Source organism: Pseudomonas sp. GW823-FHT02F05 (genome assembly GCF_058797315.1).
This window is the reverse complement of the sequence record NZ_JBXAJM010000019.1, coordinates 46,234-68,497: the sequence shown is the minus strand read 5'-3', so window position 1 is coordinate 68,497 and position 22,264 is coordinate 46,234. Positions and strand designations below refer to the sequence as shown.

General features: G+C 58.3%; 14 protein-coding genes. 9 read left to right on the top strand and 5 right to left on the bottom strand.

The window, feature by feature from the left end:
• Positions 1-13: 13 nt before the first annotated feature.
• Together AC1RAC_RS21685 and AC1RAC_RS21680 are read right to left on the bottom strand one after the other, a co-directional pair.
• Complete coding sequence (locus AC1RAC_RS21685; RefSeq protein WP_054919341.1) at positions 14-1,372, bottom strand: tryptophan--tRNA ligase; 1,359 nt, start codon at positions 1,370-1,372, stop codon at positions 14-16.
• 16 nt (positions 1,373-1,388) lie between these two features.
• Complete coding sequence (locus AC1RAC_RS21680) at positions 1,389-2,018, bottom strand: alpha/beta hydrolase (RefSeq protein WP_054919343.1); 630 nt, start codon at positions 2,016-2,018, stop codon at positions 1,389-1,391.
• Between the two features lie 146 nt (positions 2,019-2,164).
• Here AC1RAC_RS21680 and AC1RAC_RS21675 point away from each other — a divergent pair, with 146 nt between their 5' ends.
• The gene (locus tag AC1RAC_RS21675) at positions 2,165-2,602 is read left to right on the top strand and encodes a Z-ring associated ZapG family protein (protein WP_492616979.1); all 438 of its coding nucleotides are present in this window, start codon (positions 2,165-2,167) and stop codon (positions 2,600-2,602) included.
• 195 nt (positions 2,603-2,797) lie between these two features.
• Here the strand turns inward: AC1RAC_RS21675 and AC1RAC_RS21670 are convergent, their stop codons facing one another.
• The 3 genes from AC1RAC_RS21670 to AC1RAC_RS21660 form a co-directional block, all read right to left on the bottom strand.
• Positions 2,798-4,522, bottom strand: coding sequence for an ABC transporter ATP-binding protein/permease (locus AC1RAC_RS21670; protein WP_492616978.1), 1,725 nt, complete (start codon positions 4,520-4,522; stop codon positions 2,798-2,800).
• Between the two features lie 99 nt (positions 4,523-4,621).
• Complete coding sequence (locus AC1RAC_RS21665; protein ID WP_003171731.1) at positions 4,622-5,182, bottom strand: response regulator transcription factor; 561 nt, start codon at positions 5,180-5,182, stop codon at positions 4,622-4,624.
• Positions 5,175-6,437, bottom strand: a complete 1,263-nt coding sequence (locus AC1RAC_RS21660) for an ATP-binding protein (protein ID WP_003188495.1) — start codon at positions 6,435-6,437, stop codon at positions 5,175-5,177. The genes AC1RAC_RS21665 and AC1RAC_RS21660 overlap by 8 nt, the downstream gene beginning before the upstream one ends.
• A 214-nt stretch (positions 6,438-6,651) precedes the next feature.
• On the opposite strand from AC1RAC_RS21660, the gene AC1RAC_RS21655 reads away from it, so the two are divergent.
• From AC1RAC_RS21655 to AC1RAC_RS21620, 8 genes are all read left to right on the top strand, one after another.
• On the top strand, positions 6,652-9,099 hold the full coding sequence (locus AC1RAC_RS21655; protein ID WP_492616977.1) for a dermonecrotic toxin domain-containing protein: 2,448 nt from the start codon (positions 6,652-6,654) through the stop codon (positions 9,097-9,099).
• A 125-nt stretch (positions 9,100-9,224) separates the two neighbouring features.
• Positions 9,225-9,938: an SIMPL domain-containing protein gene (locus AC1RAC_RS21650; protein ID WP_034126285.1), complete on the top strand. Its 714-nt coding sequence runs from the start codon at positions 9,225-9,227 to the stop codon at positions 9,936-9,938.
• 184 nt (positions 9,939-10,122) lie between these two features.
• On the top strand, positions 10,123-13,467 hold the full coding sequence (locus AC1RAC_RS21645; protein ID WP_492616976.1) for a dermonecrotic toxin domain-containing protein: 3,345 nt from the start codon (positions 10,123-10,125) through the stop codon (positions 13,465-13,467).
• A gap of 97 nt (positions 13,468-13,564) precedes the next feature.
• On the top strand, positions 13,565-15,166 hold the full coding sequence (locus AC1RAC_RS21640) for an ABC transporter substrate-binding protein (RefSeq protein WP_054896908.1): 1,602 nt from the start codon (positions 13,565-13,567) through the stop codon (positions 15,164-15,166).
• Between the two features lie 258 nt (positions 15,167-15,424).
• Entirely contained in the window at positions 15,425-17,053 is a 1,629-nt protein-coding gene (locus tag AC1RAC_RS21635; RefSeq protein ID WP_034126282.1) for an ABC transporter substrate-binding protein, read from the top strand.
• Positions 17,054-17,409: 356 nt separating this feature from the next.
• Positions 17,410-18,963: an ABC transporter substrate-binding protein gene (locus AC1RAC_RS21630; RefSeq protein WP_371920470.1), complete on the top strand. Its 1,554-nt coding sequence runs from the start codon at positions 17,410-17,412 to the stop codon at positions 18,961-18,963.
• A gap of 171 nt (positions 18,964-19,134) precedes the next feature.
• Positions 19,135-20,529, top strand: coding sequence for an OprD family outer membrane porin (locus AC1RAC_RS21625; RefSeq protein ID WP_089041380.1), 1,395 nt, complete (start codon positions 19,135-19,137; stop codon positions 20,527-20,529).
• A gap of 80 nt (positions 20,530-20,609) precedes the next feature.
• Positions 20,610-22,208: an ABC transporter substrate-binding protein gene (locus tag AC1RAC_RS21620; RefSeq protein ID WP_034126280.1), complete on the top strand. Its 1,599-nt coding sequence runs from the start codon at positions 20,610-20,612 to the stop codon at positions 22,206-22,208.
• Positions 22,209-22,264: the final 56 nt, after the last annotated feature.

Here is a 22,264-nt window from a genome sequence, read left to right as displayed (position 1 = left end):
ACCCTTGGTCGGGTTAATCCTCGATTGGGGCTAACGCAGCGCGCAAGGCTTCGATACCGGCATCTCGTTGCGCAGCATCCACGTAGAAAGCCGAGCTTTCTGCCACACACTCACCGTCGAGCCAAACATTGAAGCCATACGCTTCGGTGCGAATGTCCAAAGTTTGACCGGATTGCAATTGCTTAATCACCGCGCCGGCCTTTTTACCATCAGCAAATTCGCTCGACAGCAACAATGGCGAGCCATCGGCTGCAAGCACACGAAAGCGGAAGCTATCGCCTTCGCGGAAACTGAGGATACGTGAAGACTTTGCAGCTTTTTTCTTGCTGTTACTAATGGTGAAGTTGTCTTGGTTGACGAACGAACGCAGGCCCACCGCTTCACGCAGCTCGGCCAGGAACGGTGCCGCCACAGCGCGGGCCTTCTTGGCGCCGACCTGCAGCAGGTCCTCCATGTCCGATGGGCGCGCCATCAGTTGATGGTAACGCTCGCGCGCTTCGCCGAGCTGGCCGTCGAGCAGTTGGAACAGACGGTTCTTCGCCTCGCCCCAGCTTAGGCCTTCTAGCAGCTCGCCACGGAATTGGGCTTCCTGGGCCTTGGTCGCAAACGCCTGGTACAGGGTGAACAGGTGCGAATTGTCCGGATCCTTGGCTTCGCCTGGCGCGCGGGAGTCGGTGACGATCCGCGAGATCGCGTCCTTCATGTCCTTGGCGCTGGTGAACAATGGGATGGTGTTGTCGTAGCTCTTGGACATCTTGCGGCCATCCAGGCCCGGCAAGGTGGCCACGCTTTCTTCGATCAACGCCTCGGGCATGGTGAAGAATTCTTTACCGTTGCCGAACAGGTGGTTGAAGCGCTGGCCGATGTCGCGGGCCATTTCCACGTGCTGGATCTGGTCGCGGCCCACCGGCACCTTGTGCGCGTTGAACATCAGGATGTCCGCTGCCATCAGCACCGGGTAGCTGTACAGGCCCATGCTGATGCCCGCATCCGGGTCTTCACCGTTTTCCACGTTCTTGTCCACCGAGGCCTTGTAGGCATGGGCGCGGTTGAGCAGGCCCTTGGCGGCAACGCAGGTCAGCAGCCAGGTCAGCTCGGGGATTTCCGGGATGTCCGACTGGCGGTAGAACGTCACCCGGTTCACATCCAGACCACCGGCCAGCCAGGTCGCGGCGATTTCCATACGCGAGCGCTGGATGCGCTGCGGGTCATCGCATTTGATCAGGGCATGGTAGTCGGCCAGGAAGTAGAAGGAATCGGCATTCGCGTCTTCGCTGGCGAGGATCGCCGGGCGAATCGCACCGGCGTAGTTGCCCAGGTGCGGCGTGCCGGTGGTGGTGATGCCGGTGAGGATACGGGTACGGGTCGTCATGGGTGATCGCTTGTCATCAATTCGAAAGGCGTGGCAGCACCAGATCCTTGAGATCGGTCAGCTTGCCGTGAAAAAAGTGTCCGCATTCTGCCACTTTCAGCAACTCATGGGGGCGTTTGAGGGCGGCGGACCAGTCGTAGACCAGCTGCGGGTCAACCACTTCGTCGCTTTCCGGTTGGATCAGGGTCAACGGGCAGCCCAGCGGTAACGCGTCGGTATCGCGCAGGCGCATCACCGCAGCGGCAATCATGAACAGGTGTGCGAGCTTTTCACCTTTGGCTTCCAGGCGGCCGCCGAGGCTGGCGGCCACATACCCACCGAAAGAAAAACCGAGCAAGGTGATTGGCAGGTCCGGGTGCTTTTCCCGCAGCCAGGTGGCGGCCGCTTCAGCATCGTCGACCTCACCGGTGGACATATCGTGAGTACCGGCACTGGCACCTACGCCACGGTAATTGAAGCGCAAAGTAATCAAACCCGCATCGCGGGCAGTGCGTTGCAGGGTCGAGACGACTTTATTGAGCATGGTCCCCCCCTGCACCGGGTTAGGGTGGCAAACCAGCGCCAGGCCACGTGGTTCGGGGTGATCCAGGTACAAGGCTTCCAATTGGCCCACCGGGCCATCGATCAAAACGGGGGTTTCACGCATGAGCAAGGATGAACTCCGTGACCTCTCAAGGGGTCGACTCGTCTAGCTAAAAGTCTGTGCATGGCATCATTGCGAGCTTAATCGCGGTATACAGCGCAGGTTTGAGCCGTTAACGTAAAGCAAAGCCGTTTATAGAGGAAGGACTCGTGGAACACTCGCTCTTAGTTTGGTTGTTGCCGACTCTTGCCCTGGTTGCCGGTGTCGCCATTGGTTTCCTGGTTGCCCGCCTGCTGCCGAATGCCGCGCCTAACCGCACGCAGCGTCAGCTGGATGACATTCAGGAACGTTTTGACAGTTATCAGAACGAGGTTGTTACCCACTTCAACAGCACCGCGACCCTGGTCAAGAGGCTCACCCAGAGCTACCAGGAAGTACAGGATCACCTCGCCGATGGCGCTAACCGCCTGGCCCTCGACGACATCACCCGCCAGCGCCTGCTGGCCGCGCTGCATTCCGATGCACCGCAAACCCCACGGGAACGCCTGACCCCGCCTCGGGAAAACCAGGAGCCACCACGGGACTACGCGCCAAAGACGCCGAACGCTCCAGGCATGTTGGATGAGCATTACGGCTTGAAGAAGTAAGTCATCTTCGAGCAACAAAAAGCCCGGCTGATCGATGATCTGCCGGGCTTTTTGTTGGGTGCCTGAACCATCAGACAACACCATGCCCCTGTGGGAGCTGGCTTGCCTGCGATAGCGGTGTGCCCGTTGACACACCTGCCTCAGGCACTCCGCCATCGCGGGCAAGCCCGGCTCCCACATTGAGCGAGCAGGCACTCAAGTGAGTTGTTGTTCCTGCAACCGCCCACCGTCGATGCGCACATGCCGCCCATGGAAACGCTTGAGGCTGCTGCGGTGGCCGACGCTGACGATGCTCAACCCCGGCAACTCATCGATCAACGCCTGGTACAAGGTTGCTTCGTCTTCTTCATCCATGGCCGAGGTTGCCTCATCCATGTACAGCCATCGCGGTGCAAACAACAGCGCACGGGCAAAGGCCAGGCGCTGTTGCTCGCCGGGCGAGAGCATGCGTTGCCAGTGGTTGGCTTCATCCAGGCGGCTGACCAAATGGGGCAGGCGACAGGTTTCCAGCACCTGTGCATAACGTTCTGGTGAATAGACGCTGTCGTCCTGTGGATAACTCAACACGGCCTTGAGTGTACCAATCGGCAGGTAAGGCTTTTGCGGCAGGAACAGGTAGCGCGTCGCCGGCAGGCGAATGCTGCCATGACCGGCGGGCCACAGATGCCCCATCGCCCGCAGCAAAGTGCTCTTGCCGCTGCCGGAACGCCCGCTGAGCATGACGCGCTGGCCAGGCTCCACGGTCATGTCGGCGTCGGTGAGCAAATGGCGGCCGTCGGCCAGGTCCATGCCCAGGTCCTTGATCACCAGGCGCTCGCCTTCAGGGCGCACGTCGATCGCCGGCGTGCGTTGCTCGTTGTCGCTCATGGCCTGCTGGAAACTCAGCAGACGGTCGCTGGTGGCGCGCCATGTCGCCAGTTCCGAATAGGCGTTGATAAACCAACTGAAGTTCTCTTGCACGTTGCCGAACGCCGAGTTGATTTGCATCAGCTCCCCCAGCTCGATCTTGCCGGTGAAGTAGCGCGGCGCGGCGACGATAAAGGGGAAGATGATCGCGATCTGGCTGTAGCCAGCGGTGAAAAAGGTCAGGCGCTTGGACACTTTCATGATGTCCCAGAAGTTCTGCCAGACCTTGCCGAAGCGCGAACTCAGGCGTTGCCTTTCATTCGGCTCGCCGTCGTACAGGGCAATACTTTCGGCATTCTCACGCACCCGCACCATGGAAAAACGCAGGTCCGCTTCGAAGCGTTGCTGTTGGTTGCTCAGGCCGATCAAGCGCCGGCCGATCAAGTGCGTCAGCCAACTGCCCACAGCGGCGTACAGCAGTGCACACCAGAACATGTAACCGGGGATGGTGACGCCGAACACTTCGATGCTACCCGAGACGCCCCACAGGATGATCGAGAATGACACCAGGCTGACCACGTTACGCAGCAACCCAAGGCCCAGGCTCAAGGTACCGGAGGTGAAGTTGTTAAGGTCTTCGGAAATCCGCTGGTCCGGGTTATCGGTGTAGCCGCCCTGCTCCAGCTGGTAATAATTCTTGTGGGCCAGCCATCGGCTGAAGTGTTTTTCGGTGAGCCAGGCGCGCCAGCGGATTGTCAGCATCTGGGTCAGGTAAAGGCGGTACACCGCGCCGAGTATCGCCACCGCCGCGATCCCGCCAAAATAGCCGATCAGTTGCCAGAAGGCCGCGGTGTCTTTCTTCTCCAGGGCGTTGTAGAAGTCTTTGTACCAGTGGTTGATCCACACGGAAATCGCCACGCTGAACAGCGACAGGCCAATCACTGCGGCCAGCAGCAGCCAGGCCCTGCCCTTCTCTTCACTGCACCAATAGGGTGTGATCATCGCCCAGGTTCGGCGGAAGAATTGCCCACGCACCGCGTCGTTGACCGCGCGATATTCAGCATTCTGATTCATCGTTCAGGCTCGGTAGGAAAAAGTCACAGGCGTTTGAACCGATCATAGGTGATCGGTTCGTGCGTCCGTGCAGCCTGAAGCGAGTTGTTCAGTCGCCGTTCAGCGTCGTACCGGGCGCTTCTGCAACTTGCGTTGCAGCGTGCGGCGGTGCATGCCCAGGGCGCGGGCGGTGGCGGAGATGTTGCCTTCGTGTTCGGTCAACACGCGCTGGATGTGTTCCCACTGCAGGCGGTCCACCGACATCGGATTTTCCGGCACCAGGGTGTCGAGGTCGGCATGCTCGGACAGCAAGGCGGCCAGCACATCGTCGGCATCCGCTGGCTTGCACAGGTAATTGCAGGCGCCGCGCTTGATCGCCTCGACGGCGGTGGCGATGCTGGAGTAACCGGTGAGGATCACCACGCGCATTTCCGGGTCGAGTTCCAGCAGCTTGGGCAGCAGCACCAGGCCCGAGTCGCCGTCCATTTTAAGGTCGAGGGCGGCGTAGTCCGGCAGGTCGGCCTGGGCGATGGTCAAGCCTTCTTCGGCAGAACCTGCGGTGCTGACGCGAAAACCGCGCCGGCTCATGGCGCGCGCCATCACGCGGGTAAAGGTCGCGTCGTCATCTACCAGCAACAGGTGCGGCAGTTCTTCGCCTTCGACTTGGATCTCGTCACTCATCGATATCTCCTCGTGCGACACGGGGCAGGCGCAGCTCGGTGAGCGTGCCACCTTCCTCATGACTATAGAGCTTCACTGAGCCGCCCGCGCGGGTCACGCTGGCCTTGCTCAAAAACAGGCCCAGGCCGAAGCCTTTGCCCTTGGTGGTAAAGAAGGGTTTGCCGATTTGCTCGGCAATGGCCAGCGGCACGCCCGCGCCGTGGTCACGAATGCTGATAGTGACGTTTTCCGCGTCCCAGTCCAACTGCACCCCGAGGCCTTCAGGGCAGGCATCGGCTGCATTGTTCAGCAAGTTGAGCAGCGCCTGGGTCAGGTCCGGCGGTGGCGCCATGCGCGGTACGCTGCCTTGGCCCAGCAGGTTGAAACGGTAACTGGCTTCGGGACGCATCAGGTGCCAGCGGTTGAGTGCCTCATCGAGCCACTGGGTGACGTCTTGCATTTCGACCGCCAGACGGCGGTTGGCTTCGGCGGCGCGCACCAGTTGCTGGAGTGTCAACTTGCACTGCTTGACCTGTTCCTGCAGCACACTCAAATCATCTTGCAGGGCCGGGTCGTGATGGTCCTGGGTCATTTCCTTGAGCAGCACGCTCATGGTCGCCAGCGGCGTGCCCAACTCATGGGCGGCGCCAGCGGCCTGGGTGGCAACGGCCAGCAGTTGCTGGTCACGCAGGCCCTCTTCACGGCGAATGGCGCGCAGTTCTTCCTGGCGGCGCAATTCTTCGGCCATGCGCGCGGCAAAGAAGGTAATGACTGCCGCAGACAGGGCGAAGCTCAACCACATCCCGTAGATCTGCAGGTTTTCCCGGGCGATGGGGAATGTCTGCAAGGGGTAGAACTGCGCCAACAGCAGGGTGTACAGCGTCAGCGCAATGCCCGACAGCACCACCGAATAGCGCCACGGCAGGGTGACGGCAGCGATGGTCAAAGGCACCAGGTAGTAGGAGACGAAGGGGTTGGTAGAACCACCGGAGAAGTACAGCAACACGCTGTGGATAAACAGGTCGCAGGCCAGTTGCAGGGCGTATTCCAGCTCGGTCACAGGCCAAGTGGTGCGCAGTCGAATGGCGGTGAACACACACAATACGGTGGAGAAGCCCAGGGTCACGGCCAATTGCAGCCAGGGCAGCGGCAGCAGGTCGAACCAATAGGCAAGCCCGACGGAACCGGCCTGTGCGGCCAATACCAGGGTGCGAATGAACGTCAGGCGCCAAAGGTTCTGGCGGGTGGCGGAAGTCAGTTTTACGGCGGCGAGCATGAGCTCTCCTGATGAGCGCTGCAGGTATATCGCACCGAGTATAACCAAGACACGAGGACGGCAGGGCTTATGCGGCAAACCGCCACAGCGCGGCCTTCTCCTGCCCACATAATTTGGCGCATTACTTACAGGAACCAAGGTGAGCATCGGGCCACCCAGAGGCCTACCGCCCACCGATGGGCATCATCATGCCTCGCCACTCAGGAACGCTTTCATGCAGATGAATAACGCACTCCCCACTCAAAGGCCCTACACCGCTGAACCGCCATCAGGTGCCACTCTTAGCCGCCAGCGACGTGCGATAGACCAGAGCCCAAACAACGAGCAATACCTCGTGGAAAGCGTGCGCAGGGATTTATCCAATAACGGTGGTGACGGTTACGAACTCGTCAGCGTGAACCACGATCCCGGCAAGACGGTGGGAGCCCATGACAAAACAATTGTACCCGTGGATGTGGGGATCAATATCGACAGCGCCAGCAATGCCGAGAACCTGGCCTTGGCCTTCAAGTCGGTAACGCAAGATGCCGCGCAGACGGTCAAGCAACTGTTCAAGGACAAGTGGAACCTGGACATCGACCCGGACAGAACGTATCTGACGACGTTCAACTACAACACTACCGGCAAGCCGCCCTACCCGGCCAAGCTGGTCGAACAGATTACACTGACGGACGCCCTGGTAAAAAACAGCCAGACTACGCCCGAAGGAAGGGGGGCGCTGGTTCCTCATTATGCCGGCGGCCCAGCAGTGAGGCTGGTCGATCACCTGCCCCATATTGCACCAGGCGTATTCGACGTCGCCGACCGATTCAACCCCAATCGCGAGTCGGCCCACATTACCCACACCTACCAAGGCATTTATACCGCCTCCACGCCCGGCACCCCGCAGGTCTATGCGCCTTCAACCCAGCTGTCAGTGTCGCCAAAGGACTTCAAGGAGCAAGTCTGGGCCACCGACTTCCAGCGCCCCTACATCGAGTTCCTTAACGACTTCTGGGACAAGCACGACCGTCAATACCCTATTGTGGCCAAGGCGGCACTCGTCAAAGCTGCACACTCGCAACATCAGGAGGGCAGCCTGACGCAGGAAGACAAACAACTGGTCCTGCGCGCAGCGGGGCTGCCTGGCAACACCCTGGCCTGGGCCGATACGCTGTTCAACGACCTCACACGCCCGACGCGGCCCGATCCTGGACTAGACGTAGGCCTGTTGAGCGTAGGGCAATACAAATCCACCGACCTGATGGTGATCACCGACAAAAACACCCGCCAGGGTGCCGATGGCAAACCGATCAACCGCACACTGCTGGTCATCCCGGGCAACTCTTCGCCAATCCACGCTTTTGACAGCGTAGAGCAAATGAAGCAGTGGTTGGCGAGCCAAGCCGCAGACCCGGAAAAACTCAAGGCACTGGAAGGACACTTCACCTTCAAGGACTTGAACAGCGGCCCGTTCAAAAGCGGCGTGCGTGAAATGCTCAAAGGGATGGCCGTGTGGCCCAAACATGCGCACCACCGTACCTGGCCTCCTGCAACGACCTTGAGCCTCCAGCGCTTCAACGCCACCGGGCGTTCAAACACCGGCCCTGATATCGACGCCACCGCCGATGTCTTTCAACAGATCGGCCAACGCCAATACGATCGGTCGTTCGACGACGCCAAGTCGCAGATCACCTCCGATGCCGACGTCACCAAAGCCAATATCCTGTCGGGCCTCAGCAAGGCAGCCATGATCGCGATGCTCTTTGCCCCGGTGGCCATCGCCGTGCCCGAAGTGGCTTTGGCGTTGGATGGGCTGTACATCGCCTCGGGTATCACCGAAGCAGGCATTGGCGCCGACGATTTGGCCAAAGGCAAACCCGGCGGCGTCGGTCATTTGATTTTTGGAGTGCTCAATGCCGCGCTGCCTGTAGCCACACGCCTGGTGTCCCAGGTCGGTACAGTGGTGGAAGAAGGGGCCTCGGCCAGTTCGCAACGCCCTGTTGGGCAGCCAGTGACTGATGCCCATCCGGGCAAGCCCTCGGTCGACCTTAACGTCGACAATAACTTTGCCTCCTTACTCCCCGAATCGGAACCTGTGGCGCCGGTCTCCGAAACACTGTCGACGGACGGTAAGTTGGTCACCCTCACGGGCACCAAGGATAACCTGGTCAAAGTCGAAGACAACCTGCACATTTTCACCGACATAAATAAAAATGGCCTGGAGCATCGCCTCAACATCATTGGCCACGGCGATGGCACCCATATTTATTACAAAGGCGGCAAACACACCCCGCAGGGGTTGTACAACACGCTCAAGCGCAATGGCATCTTCCCGGAGAGCTATGACAATATTCGCATTCTGAGCTGTTACTCCGGGGCGCAGGGCGAGAACTCCTTCGCCGCTCAATTTCAGCGACTCACCGGACGCCCAGTGAAAGGCTATGTAGGTGAACTGACTGCCAGGTACTCGCCCGAAGAGATCCTGGGAGATAACCAGACAATCTACGAAAGTGGCAAACCCCCTGTAACCTTCGATCATCCCAGTCCCGACGATGGCGTTTCGGGTAAAGAATTCAAGCCGGTGAAGACCAACCCGTATTCGATTTTCGATCACCCGTTCAAATGGTGGAATTTCAGCTACAAGCCTGTGACGTTTACTCCAAAAGGGGCCACCCTGTAACAGGGTCCTCGCGTGGCGTGAGGGTAGCGCACGCCACGCTGAAATTTATTTGTATTGGGTAAACCCGACGAACCCCAAGGCTACGTCTACAGTCTTACCGAACACGAATATCCCCAGGAGCTTCCATGTCTCGTTTCACTCGCAGTGCAGTTGTTCTCACCCTCAGCGCCAGCGCCCTGGCCAGCCTGCCGGCTATGGCCGCCGATGCACTGAATTACAACCAGATCTCCCTGCGCGCCGAAGTCAGCCAGGAAGTGGCCCGCGACAAGATGATCGTCACCCTTTACACCGAATCGCAAAACGCCGACCCGGCCAAGCTCGCGGCCGAAATCACCACCACCCTGAACCAGGCGCTGGGCCAGGCTCGCGAAGTCAAAGGCGTGACCTTGCGCCAGGGCAGCCGCAACAGCTACCCGATCTACGACAGCAAGAACCAGAAGATCACTGGCTGGCGTGAACGTGCAGAACTGCGTATGGAAAGCGCGGACTTCCCGGCACTGTCCAAACTTACCGGCGAGCTGCTCAACACTCTGAAGATGGACAGCATGGACTTCGCCATCGCCGATGCCACGCGCAAGGCCAGCGAAGATGCGCTGCTCAAAGATGCCGTGGCTGCATTCAAGGCGCGTGCGCAACTGGCTACCGATGCACTCGGTGGCAAGGGCTACAAGATCGTCAACCTGAACTTCAACACTAATGGCTACCCGATGCCCTACGCCCGCAATGGCGGCATGATGATGAAAGCCGCCATGGCCGATTCAGCACCGACGCCTGAAGTGGAAGCCGGCACCAGCCAGGTCAACATGAGCGCCGACGGCGTGATCGAAGTTTTACAGTAACTTTTTTAGACAGGACCACGGCGCAACCCCACGGGGCTTGCGCCTTTTTTTTGCGCGTTAGCGCCACGTCATATCCAGCAGTACATCTCGCAGGAATCAAGTGCCCGGCTTCCACGACTCATTACTGCCATAGCTACCAGGGAGGGATGTGCTGGCATTTATTCATACAATGAGAGCCGAATATATGTCCCTGTCACTCAACTCAACCCACAGGTTATCGCTGCCACTCGTAGTCGCCAAACCGACGTCGGCCATTCAAGCGCAGGCGACACCGCCCACTGCAAAAACCGCCCAACCCGACGAAACAGCACTGCTCAAGGCCTATCTCGAGGCCGCACAACGTAAGGTGTTACACGGCAATGCCGGGCTTATAACCGTGCCGCCCCAGAGCACTCTGGGCCAGTGGCTTGGGCTGTATCGCATGCATTTGGAAAACGCCGTGGTACAAGGCTGGCTGCAGGAACAACACTTCGCCCCGGACACCTTGCTTTCAATCAACCCGTCTACAGGTACCTTGTCCGCCAAGGTCGAGGGCAAAACTAAAACCTTCCATCTCTCGGATTCATCAGGCTGGGGACAAATTTCAGGACCATTGCTGGACGCCGCAAAGATTATCGCCTCTGGAAATAACGGTGATTTACGTGTGAGGCTGGGCAAGGACTCCATCAAGGTCAGCGCAAAAGTGGTGGCCAACTTTGAAGGTGTGCCCCTTCCCCAAAAGCTGTCACAGGCTCGAACACAAATAAGGCACCTGGAACACAAAGACACCTTCGATCCTATCCCCGCCGATGACCGCCTGCGCCCTGCCAGCAGCCGCTCGCCACAGGCGCTGCAGGTGCAAAAACACAACGCCGCCAACTACTACAGCACCGCACCACAAGCCTTGGCTTACAAGCGCATGGCAGTTGACGTCGCCGACAACCTGCCCAATACGCGGGCAGAGGCCAAAAAGTGGGCGGATGACCTGCTGCTCAAACTCACGGGCAAACCTATCGACTCCGACACCGTGTACTTGAACCGTTTCAAAGGTGGCGAAAGCGCAGACACGGCGACCGGCTGGGAACACACCTTTCAAGAACCCTGGTCTTCGCTGCGCTTGCCCGACGCCTTGCTGAAGAACTTCTCCGAGCACGACTGGGTGCCCGGCAACCTGGACCTGGAAGCGGGGCTGTATACCCAGCCTGCTGGGCAAAGCGAAAAAGGCGGCTACGGCAAACACAATCAAATCGACCTCAAGCCGTCCCAAGTGATGCATGAAAGCTGGAAAACCGACTTTCAGACCCAAATGACCCAGAAGATTGACCACTTCTGGAGCACGCATAACGACGAGTATGAGACGACGATCAAAGGTGAATTCATCTTCCAGGCCCGCAAGCAATTGAAAAGCGCCGAGAGCAGCCCCCCTCTTGAACGTTCCTTGCAAGCGCCCGAGCACCAGTTCACCCGTGACGACTACCGTTTGGTGATGGGCGCTGTGTCCAACCTTACGCTCGATGAAAACGCCCCGATCACCGTGGAACAACTCAAGGCCAAAGCACCGGCAAACGGCAACGTTCAAGCGCATGCCCTGAGCCTCCACGGGGTTACGTCCAGCGATATAGTGAGATTCAGCGCTGCGGACGGTGGCCGGCAAGTGCTCTATATACCGGGCGCCGAACCCGCATTCTTGCGCTTTGATTCTATTGAGAAGCTGGATCAGTGGCTGCTCGAGCAAGCCAAGGACCCTGCAAAACGCGAAGCACTGGCGGCTCACTTCCCGATGATCTATCGCCAGGACCAGACCAAGAGCTTTGCTGAACGCGCGGCAAAAGTACTGATGCCCATTCTGTGGTTCACCCATGTGGGCGAAAAGAAGGATGGCCTGGACACCCTCTTGGCGAAAATGGCCAGTGGTGAGTTGAAGGGGTCAGCGATTGACCGCAGCCACGCTGCCATTAAAGACGACGTTTTTTCCACATTGGCGACGGCCGCCAAAGAACGGATGAACAGTGACGCCGATGTAGTCATCAAGTCCAACAGCGAGGTGATTCGCGATACTTGGCTGAACGACATCACCGTAGCCGCCGGCCTGCTGGTCAAACTCGCGCCCATCGCCGCGCCCGTAGCCGCCGCAGCGGTGGCGGCCGGGTTGACCGAGGTGGCGCTAGGGGCAGAAAAAACCTCGTCTGGCGACACCGTGACAGAGCGGGATGAGGGCGCCTCCAAAGCGTTCGATGGCTTACTCAATACAGTGTTTTCCTACGGTGCCAGTGCTGTGCCGGAAGACCCTTTTGCACTGCCCGCAGAAAAAGAACTGCCGCGCCTTAAGCCCCAGCCTCTCCCCAGGGCAAACGCTCGCGAACCACAACCTGGGACGTCCACAGGCATCCCTGTGGTTAGCGACTCCGTTAACGCCCCACTCCCCAGATCACGTTCACTCATTCCAATGGCGCAATATGCCGTCCCGGAGGGTGAACAGCTGATAAAGAACGCGCCTCGCGACGCGTTGGGTGTTTATCGAGTAACCGACAGCCAGGGAGTGCTGCGCCAGTTAGTGCGCCTTACCGACGAGACGGGGGCGAGCAAGGTATTTGAGATATCGGGGCGTTACCGGACCGGTGATGCATTTGCCAGAGTCATCAACCCCGATAACGGCGCGGGGCTGATGGTCATCACACCCGGGCGTAACGGAGAGTGGGCGCGGGCACCGGGTGATGGCGGGATAAAATGGCCGTGGCCGTGGCAACGTCCTGAGTCCCCGACACCCAGTAACGATTTAAAAACGCCCGCACATGTATCGGATAATTTTATTGAGTTAGACGGCACCAAAATGAAAGGCGCTGACCTATTCGACAAGTATTTCAACGTTGAAGAGCAAGCGAACTATAAATATGGCGTCACTTTCAGGGAAAATAACGGTATTTTAGAAAATCGTCCTGTCTTTTCCTGGACAGCAGACAGCGCGGATTTCACCGTACTTGCATCGGAAACAGCCTCCCCCTCCTCGTTTGGTAGCAGCAATTACTCCGAATACTTTATCAAAGACATCGACCGAGACCCTTACACAATAAGACGCCCTGGCCTGGAGAACGTTGAGATCAACATACCCCGGCAGCTAGCAGGAATGACCATCCCAGATAACTTAGAAGGGTCAATTCGTGAGGGTCTGGTAAGGGACGGGATCGATACATTTGAGCGCACCGTGCCCAATCCTGACATGCGAGCGGCAATTTCAGAGGTTGCTCATCAAGGTTCTTCCGCTCCTGCGTGGTTTGAATTGCAACCTCCGCGAGTGAAAGACGGCTATAGCAGCAGCGTTGGCGACCGGCAGTACTTCATCGACTACAACCCTCTAAAAAATGAGACCGAGGTCACAATAGTCACCCAATGGCACCTGAAATATGATGTTAGAGGTGAGTCCACCCTCGTCGATGACGTGAACATAACAGCCACTCGGACTTTCACCCTTCGTGAAAGTAATGAAATAGACGGCCCGCCCGTTACAATCGATAAATCGGCTCCCACCCGTATAGAGGTATCCCCCGCATAAAGGTATCCCCTACCTAAGCCAGCTGAACGGCGGTAACCTCGGTGACCGCCGTTTTTGTTTGGGCTGCTTTAAGATGCCCGCCGCCTCAGGGGTCTCCATGGAAAAAATCGCCGTCAAGCCACTGCTCCTCGCCGCAAGCCTTCTGGCCTTTATACCAATGACCCAGGCAGCCACCACCCTGGTCTACTGCTCCGAAGCCAGCCCCGCCGGCTTCGACCCCAGCCAGTACACCAGCGGCACCGATTTCGATGCGTCCGCCGAAACCGTGTTCAACCGCCTGACCCAGTTCAAGCGCGGCGGTACCGAAGTCGAACCTGGCCTGGCCACCAGTTGGGATGTTTCCAAGGATGGCCTGACCTACACCTTTCACCTGCGTGAAGGCGTCAAGTTCCATACCACCGACTTCTTCACCCCGACTCGTGACTTCAACGCCGATGACGTGCTGTTCACTTTTAATCGCCTGCTCGATGCCGACAGCCCGTTTCGCAAGGCCTACCCCTCAGAGTCGCCCTACTTCACCGACATGGGCTTGAACACCACGATCAAGAACGTCGAAAAACTCGACGAGCGCAGCGTGCGGTTCAACCTGAACACGGTCGATGCTTCGTTCGTGCAAAACCTGGCCATGAGCTTCGCCTCTGTGCAATCGGCCGAATACGCCACCCAGTTGTTGAAACAAGGCAAGGCGGAGCAGATCAACCAGCAACCGGTCGGCACCGGGCCGTTTGTGTTCAAGCGCTACCAGAAAGACTCGCAGATCCGTTATGTGGCCAATAAACAGTATTGGAAGCCCGAGGATGTGAAGCTCGATAACCTGGTGTTCGCCATCACCCCGGACGCCGCCGCGCGCCTGCAGAAACTCAAGGCGGGCGAATGCCAGGTCAGCGGTTACCCGCGCCCCGCCGATATCGAGGTGATGAAGCAAGACCCCAACCTGCGCGTACTGCAACAAGCGGGCTTCAACCTGGGCTTCCTGGCCTATAACGTGACTCACCCGCCGCTGGATCAACTCAAGGTTCGCCAGGCACTGGACATGGCCATCGACAAGCCCGCAATCATCAAGGCCGTGTACCAGGGCGCCGGGCAATTGGCGCAGAACGCACTACCTCCCGCGCAGTGGTCTTATGACCCGAAAATCCAGGACGCCCCCTACGACCCGACCAAGGCAAGGTTGCTACTAAAAGAAGCAGGGGTTGCACCAGGTACCACCATCAACCTGTGGGCAATGACCGTACAACGCGCCTCAAATCCGAATGCGCGGATGTCTGCACAAATGATTCAACAGGATTGGGCCAAGGTCGGCATCAAGGCCAACATCGTCAGCTATGAGTGGGGCGAATACATCAAGCGCGCCAAAAATGGCGAACACGATGCAATGATTTATGGCTGGACCGGCGACAACGGCGACCCCGATAACTGGCTGGGCGTGCTCTACAGTTGTGCTGCGGTCAAGGGCAGCAACTACGCCAAATGGTGTAACCCGGCGTATGACAAGCTGGTGCAGCAAGCCAAGGTCAGCAGCGACCGCGAGCAGCGCATCAAGTGGTATCAACAGGCACAGAAAATCCTTAAGGAACAAGTACCTATAACGCCTATTGCGAACTCGACGGTTTTCCAGCCTATGCGCAAGCAAGTGCGTGACTTCAAGATCAGCCCGTTTGGGCTAACGCCGTTCTACGGTGTGGGTCTAGATAAGTAACAGCCGCGCCCCAACCGAGTGCGCTAGACGCCTCGGCTGGGCTTTTTTGGTGCGCCATTTGCACCGAAAAAACCCTCCAAACAGGCACTTTTGTGTCGAAACTTTCATAATTGCGACATTCCTGTACGTTCGTACCACAGTTTTCCCTTTGCAACCGCTCTGCATCTTGCATTGGGTATGGCGCCTGCATAAGTATCCGCAGGCCGACTCACGAGGTCGCCCTCACCACCAAAAATGACAAAAAATCATGAGGCCAACATGCTTAAACACGCAGTCCTTCCGTTATTAGTGAGCGCTGGCCTTATGGCCGCAGCCCCCGTAGCCCTTGCGGCAACTAACCTGGTGTTCTGCTCCGAAGGGAGCCCGGCCGGTTTTGATCCAGGCCAGTACACCACCGGAACAGACTTCGATGCCTCGGCCGAAACCATGTTCAACCGCCTGAGCCAGTTCGAACGTGGCGGCACCGCCGTCGTTCCTGGCCTGGCCACTAGCTGGGACGTGTCCCCGGATGGCCTGACGTACACCTTCCACCTTCGCGAAGGCGTCAAGTTCCATACCACCCCGTACTTCAAGCCAACTCGTGAATTTTCGGCTGACGACGTACTGTTTACCTTCAACCGGATGATCAATAAAGACGATCCATTCCGTAAGGCCTACCCCACCGAGTTCCCGTACTTCACGGACATGGGGATGGACACCAACATCAAGAACATCGAAAAAATCGATGACCACACCGTCAAGTTCACCCTTGGCACCGTGGACGCCGCGTTCATCCAGAACCTGGCCATGAGCTTCGCCTCGATCCAGTCCGCCGAATACGCTGCGCAGTTGTTGAAGGAAGGCAAGCCTGCCGACATCAACCAGAAGCCGGTCGGCACTGGCCCGTTCGTGTTCAAGAGCTACCAGAAAGACTCGAACATTCGCTACACCGGCAACAAGGACTACTGGAAACCTGAAGACGTGAAGATCGATAACCTGATCTTCGCTATCACCACCGACCCGTCGGTGCGTATCCAGAAACTCAAGAAAAACGAATGCCAGATCACCCTGTTCCCACGTCCGGCCGACCTCAAGGCGCTGGGTGAGGACAAGGACCTGAAACTGCCGCACCAGGCCGGTTTCAACCTGGGCTACATCGCCTATAACGTCATGCCTGTACTCAAGGGCCAGACCGCCGCGAACCCGCTGGCTGACCTGCGCGTCCGTGAAGCCCTGGACATGTCGGTGAACAAGCAGCAGATCATCGACTCCGTGTACCAGGGTGCCGGCCAACTGGCGGTCAACGCCATGCCGCCGACCCAGTGGTCCTATGACACCACCATCAAGGATGCCAAGTACGATCCTGCCAAGGCCAAGGAATTGCTCAAGGCCGCTGGCGTCAAGGAAGGCACCGAGATCACCCTGTGGGCCATGCCGGTCCAGCGCCCCTACAACCCCAACGCCAAATTGATGGCCGAGATGCTGCAGAACGACTGGAAACAGATCGGCCTGAAGGTCAACATCGTCAGCTACGAGTGGGGCGAGTACATTAAGCGCTCCAAAGGCGGCGAGAACCAGGCCATGATCATTGGCTGGAGCGGCGACAATGGTGACCCGGACAACTGGCTGAACGTGCTGTTCGGCTGCGACTCGCTGTCGGGCAACAACTTCTCCAAATGGTGCGACAAGAAATTCGACGGCATCGTTAAAGAAGCCAAGGCCACATCGGATGTCGCCAAACGCACCGAGCTGTATAAGCAGGCGCAACATATCCTCAAAGATGCAGTCCCGATGACACCTATCGCGCACTCGACGGTGTATCAACCCATGCGTAATACCGTGCAGGATTTCAAGATCAGCCCGTTTGGCTTGAACTCCTTCTACGGCGTTAGCGTCAGCGGCAAGTAAGGATCAATAACGGCGACGTTTCATAACGTCGCCGTTATTCCATCCGCCTGGACCTTCGGAAACAGACTACGTTTGCAAGCGTTGCCGTCTTACAGCAATGAACTGCGACCCGTGCCTCCGTTGCCTACAAGGTCAGTCAGAATTGACGCATTTACTGCAAGGTCAGCGCCCCATAAGGTCGTAGGACAGCAGAGGCATCACTCTGGGAAGGGCACTTGCTGTGTGTGGGATCAGTGAGGTCTGCCTGGCTGCACGCCAGCAGGTAGGCTCGCTGTTGATAACTACAAACAAGGACCGGGATCGTCATGCGCCATACCACCGTTGTATCCGCTCTGTTTGCCACCAGCCTGCTGGCCATGGCCACCATGGGCCAAGCCGCCGAGAAAAAGAGCCTGGTGTTTTGCTCCGAAGGCAGCCCGGCAGGGTTTGACACTGCGCAATACACCACTGCTACCGACAACGATGCGGCGGAACCTTTGTATAACCGTTTGGTGGAGTTCGAAAAAGGCGCGACCGACGTCGTCCCTGGGCTTGCAACCAAGTGGGATATTTCCCCGGATGGCCTGACCTACACCTTCCACCTACGTGAAGGGGTGAAGTTCCACAGCAACAAGGAATTCAAGCCGACACGGGACTTCAACGCCGACGACGTGCTGTTCACCTTCAACCGCATGCTTGACCCCGAGCACCCGTTCCGCAAGGCCTACCCCACCGAGTTTCCGTACTTCAACGGGATGAGCCTGAACAAGAACATCGCCAAGGTCGAGAAAACCGACCCGTACACCGTGGTGATGACGCTGAACACGGTCGACGCCGCGTTCGTGCAGAACATCGCCATGAGCTTTGCCGCGATCCTTTCGGCGGAATACGCCGAGCAGTTGCTCAAGCAAGGCCGGCCCAGCGACATCAACCAGAAGCCGATCGGCACTGGCCCGTTCGTGTTCCAGCGCTATCAGAAAGACTCGCAGATCCGCTACGTGGGCAACAAGCAGTACTGGGACCCGAGCCGCGTCAAGCTGGACCAACTGATCTTCGCCATCAACACCGACGCCTCGGTACGCGTACAGAAGCTCAAGGCCGGCGAATGCCAGGTGACCTTGCATCCACGCCCTGCCGATGTCGAGGCCCTCAAGGCCGACCCGAACCTGCAACTGCTGACCAAGCCGGGCTTTAACCTGGGCTATATCTCCTACAACGTGCGCCACAAGCCATTCGATCAGCTTGAAGTACGCCAGGCGCTGGACATGGCGGTGAACAAGCAGAGCATCCTCAATGCTGTGTACCAGGGCGCCGGGCAACTGGCGGTCAACGCCATGCCGCCGACGCAGTGGTCCTACGACGACAGCATCAAGGACGCCGCTTACGACCCGGAAAAAGCCAAGCAGTTGCTCAAGGCCGCCGGGGTCAAGGAAGGCACCGAGATCACCCTGTGGGCCATGCCAGTGCAACGCCCGTACAACCCCAACGCCAAGCTGATGGCGGAAATGCTGCAGAACGACTGGGCCAAGATCGGCCTCAAGGTCAAGATCGTCAGCTATGAATGGGGTGAGTACATCAAGCGCACCAAGAACGGTGAGCACGATGTCAGCCTGATCGGTTGGACCGGCGACAACGGTGACCCGGACAACTGGCTCGGCACCCTCTACAGCTGCGACGCCATCGGCGGGAACAACTACTCCATGTGGTGCGACCCGGCGTACGACAAGCTGATCAAGCAAGCCAAGGTCGTGACCGACCGCGAACAAAGGACTGTTCTGTACAAACAGGCGCAGCAATTGCTCAAGCAGCAGGTGCCGATCACGCCCATCGCCCACTCGACGGTCAACCAGCCGTTAAGCGCCAAAGTCGAAGGCTTCAAGGTAAGCCCCTTCGGCCGCAACGTGTTCTCGGGCGTCAGCATCAACCCATAAGAAAATAACCGGATGGCGGGGAGCGAAATACGCTCCCCGGCAAACGTGCAGGCTTTTGTTGGGAAATTTCCTACGCCAAACGTTTGCAATAGCTTGAACGAGTTCCACACCCAATAGCCGGATCACCCAAAAAGACCGGCATTAAAAAAGAGAACCAAAGGAGCTTCACCCATGAAACTGAGCAGCAAAGCGCTTCTGGCCTTGGCCATCAGCAGCATCACGGCCACCGCCTACGCTGAAACGCAAAGCCAGGACTTCGTTCCTACCACCCTGGCCGGCACCAGCGCCCAAAGCGAGGCCAAAGGCTTTATCGAAGATTTCAGCCTGGGCGGCACCACGCGTAACTGGTACTCCCATGAAAGCAAATACCGTGGGGGCACCTTCTCGTACCAGAAGCACGGCCAGACCCTGACCGATCGCAACCGTACCAACTGGGTGCAGGGCACCATCCTCAACGCCAGCTCGGGTTTCACCCAGGGCACCGTAGGGGTCAAGACTGAAGTGGCGGTGTACAACGCCCTGGTGCTGGATCGCAGCAAGCGTGATATCAAAGGCGGCTCCAACCGTACCCTGGCCGACTCCAACGGTGACGCAGTAGACCAGTGGAGCAAACTGGGCCTGGCCAACGTGCAATTCCGCGTGTCCAACACCACACTGACCGCCGGTCGCCAGAACTTCAGCAGCGGCATCGTCGACACCATCGGCAACCGTGCTCTGCCTTCGAGCTTCCAGGGTGTGAGCTTCAACAGCGAAGAATTCAGCAACCTGTCGTTCCAGGGCGGCGTGTTCGACCGCGTTTCGCCACGTAGCGAGCAGAGCCTGTCGAAATTCCGTAGCGAATACGGCAATGGCGCAGAAACCGACAAAGTGTCGACCCTGGGTGTGAACTACCAGCCGCTGAAAAGCCTGAAAACCAGCTTCTTCGCCGCCAACGTGAAGGACTTCTGGAACCAGTACTACTTCGGCGCCACCCACGAGCTGGGCGACGCGCAGCAGTTGGGCCTGACCACCGGCTTCAACTACTACAAGACTGTCGATGAAGGCAAAAAAGAGATGGGGGAAATCGACAACGATACCTTCTCCCTCTCCCTGGGCCTGACTCACCAGGCACACAGCCTGACCTTCGGCTACCAGCAAGTGAACGGTAACGAGTACTTCGACTACCTGCACGAAACCAACGGTATCTACCTGGCCAACTCCCTGACGTCTGACTTCAACGGCCCGAACGAGAAATCCTTCCAGATCGCCTATGCCATCAACATGGCTGAATACGGCGTACCCGGCCTGAAGTTCAACGCTTACTCGGCACGCGGCTGGGACATCGACGGTACCCACTACACCGGCAACAATGGCCGGGCCAAGTTTGCTTATGACGGCATCCAGTCCCAGGACGGCGAGAAGCACCAGGAATACGGTGTAGGCGCCTCTTACGCGCTGCAGAGCGGCCCGCTCAAAGCCACCACCGTGCGCGCGACCTATGTTGAGCACCGTGGCAGCGAGTTCCAGTCCGACGGCAGCATCAAAGAGTTCCGTCTGGTCACCACCATCCCGTTCAACATCCTTTAATTAGCGCCAGGCAGGCGGCGAGCTCAGGACGAGCCCGCCGCCTACGCTTTTCTGGCTCCATCGATTGCAGAGGGCTCTGAATGAAAATGCTCCCACTACAAGCCGCCATGGCCGCTGCGCTGTTGAGCGTGGCGATCGGCGTTTCGGCCAAACCGCTGGTGGTCTGCACCGAAGCCAGCCCGGAAGGTTTCGACCCGGTCCTGTACACCACTGCTGTGACTGCTGACGCCGCCGCTGAAACCATGTTCAACCGCCTGGTGGACTTCAAGCCCGGCACCACTGAAGTGGTCCCTGCCCTGGCCAAAGACCTGCCGGAAATCAGCGCCGATGGCCTGACCTACACCTTCCATCTGCGTGACGACATCAAGTTCCACACCACCGACTATTTCAAACCCACGCGCAACCTGAATGCCGATGATGTGCTTTGGAGCTTCCAGCGCCAGCTGGACCCGAATCACCCGTGGCATAACAAGTCCCTCGTGGGCTACCCGTACTTCGAAAGCATGGGGTTCAAGGAACTGCTCAAGAGCGTAGAAAAGACCGACGATCACACCGTCGTCTTTACCTTGACCCGTCCGGAAGCTCCGTTTCTGGCCGACCTGGGTATGGCATTCTCTTCAATCCACTCGAAGGAATACGCCGACCAGTTGCTCAAGTCCGGTAAAACTGAAGACCTCAACGCCAAGCCTATCGGCACTGGCCCATTCGTCTTCAATCGTTATCAGAAAGATGCCCAGGCGCGCTTCAAGGCCAACCCGGACTACTTCCGCGGCAAGCCGGCGGTCGACCCGCTGATTCTGGCGATCACCACCGATAACAACGTGCGCCTGCAAAAGCTCAAGGCCAACGAATGTCAGATCGCGTTGTTCCCCAAGCCGGATGACATTCCAAGCATCAAGAAAGACCCGAACCTGAAGGTCGATGAACTGGCGGCGATGACCACCAGCTACACCGCATTGAACACCACTCGCAAATACATGAGCGATGCCCGAGTACGTCACGCGATCAACATCGCGTTCGACAAGGCCGGTTATACCGAAGCGCTGTTCGGCAAGGGCAATGCAGTCGTGGGCACCGGCCCGTATCCGCCGACCTTGCTGGGTTTCAGTGAAAAGCTGAAAAACCCACCGCGCGACCTGGATAAGGCGCGCGCCCTGCTCAAGGAAGCCGGCGTGCCGGAAGGCACCGAGTTCACGCTGTTCACCCGTAACGGCGGCGGCCCGACAAACCCTAACCCGATGCTCGGCGCCCAGCGTATGCAGGCGGATCTGGCGCAGGTTGGCCTGAAGGTCAATATCAAAGTCATGGAATGGGGCGAAATGCTCAAACGCGCTAAAAACGGGGAGCACGACATGGTGTCGGCAGGCTGGGTCGGTGATAACGGCGACCCGGATAACTTCCTCACCCCGAACCTGAGTTGCGATGCGGCGAAAAACGGCGAAAACTACGCGCGCTGGTGTAACAAAGAGTTTCAGGACTTGATCGACAAAGCTCGTGCGGAAAAGGAACCGGCCTTACGGGCCGCGCTCTATGAACAAGCACAGGATGTCTTCGAAAAAGACCAACCATGGCTTCCCATGGCTTACCCGAAACTGTTCACCGCCATGCGCAAGAACGTAGAAGGCTTCATCCAAAGCCCTCTGGGTACGAATAACTTCGCCACCACCCAGGTGAAGTAATAAGAAAAACGCTCGGCACCGTCGACGCTGACGGTGCCGGACCTGCCTAACCGGCT

Bases quoted from the DNA above. Each gene is read 5' to 3' on its own strand.
- AC1RAC_RS21660 (WP_003188495.1), bottom strand. From the start codon at position 6,437: ATGCTCGCCGCCGTAAAACTGACTTCCGCCACCCGCCAGAACCTTTGG.
- AC1RAC_RS21670 (WP_492616978.1), bottom strand. From the start codon at position 4,522: ATGAATCAGAATGCTGAATATCGCGCGGTCAACGACGCGGTGCGTGGG.
- AC1RAC_RS21640 (WP_054896908.1), top strand. From the start codon at position 13,565: ATGGAAAAAATCGCCGTCAAGCCACTGCTCCTCGCCGCAAGCCTTCTG.
- AC1RAC_RS21650 (WP_034126285.1), top strand. From the start codon at position 9,225: ATGTCTCGTTTCACTCGCAGTGCAGTTGTTCTCACCCTCAGCGCCAGC.
- AC1RAC_RS21680 (WP_054919343.1), bottom strand. From the start codon at position 2,018: ATGCGTGAAACCCCCGTTTTGATCGATGGCCCGGTGGGCCAATTGGAA.
- AC1RAC_RS21655 (WP_492616977.1), top strand. From the start codon at position 6,652: ATGCAGATGAATAACGCACTCCCCACTCAAAGGCCCTACACCGCTGAA.
- AC1RAC_RS21630 (WP_371920470.1), top strand. From the start codon at position 17,410: ATGGCCACCATGGGCCAAGCCGCCGAGAAAAAGAGCCTGGTGTTTTGC.
- AC1RAC_RS21635 (WP_034126282.1), top strand. From the start codon at position 15,425: ATGCTTAAACACGCAGTCCTTCCGTTATTAGTGAGCGCTGGCCTTATG.
- AC1RAC_RS21625 (WP_089041380.1), top strand. From the start codon at position 19,135: ATGAAACTGAGCAGCAAAGCGCTTCTGGCCTTGGCCATCAGCAGCATC.
- AC1RAC_RS21645 (WP_492616976.1), top strand. From the start codon at position 10,123: ATGTCCCTGTCACTCAACTCAACCCACAGGTTATCGCTGCCACTCGTA.
- AC1RAC_RS21665 (WP_003171731.1), bottom strand. From the start codon at position 5,182: ATGAGTGACGAGATCCAAGTCGAAGGCGAAGAACTGCCGCACCTGTTG.
- AC1RAC_RS21620 (WP_034126280.1), top strand. From the start codon at position 20,610: ATGAAAATGCTCCCACTACAAGCCGCCATGGCCGCTGCGCTGTTGAGC.
- AC1RAC_RS21685 (WP_054919341.1), bottom strand. From the start codon at position 1,372: ATGACGACCCGTACCCGTATCCTCACCGGCATCACCACCACCGGCACG.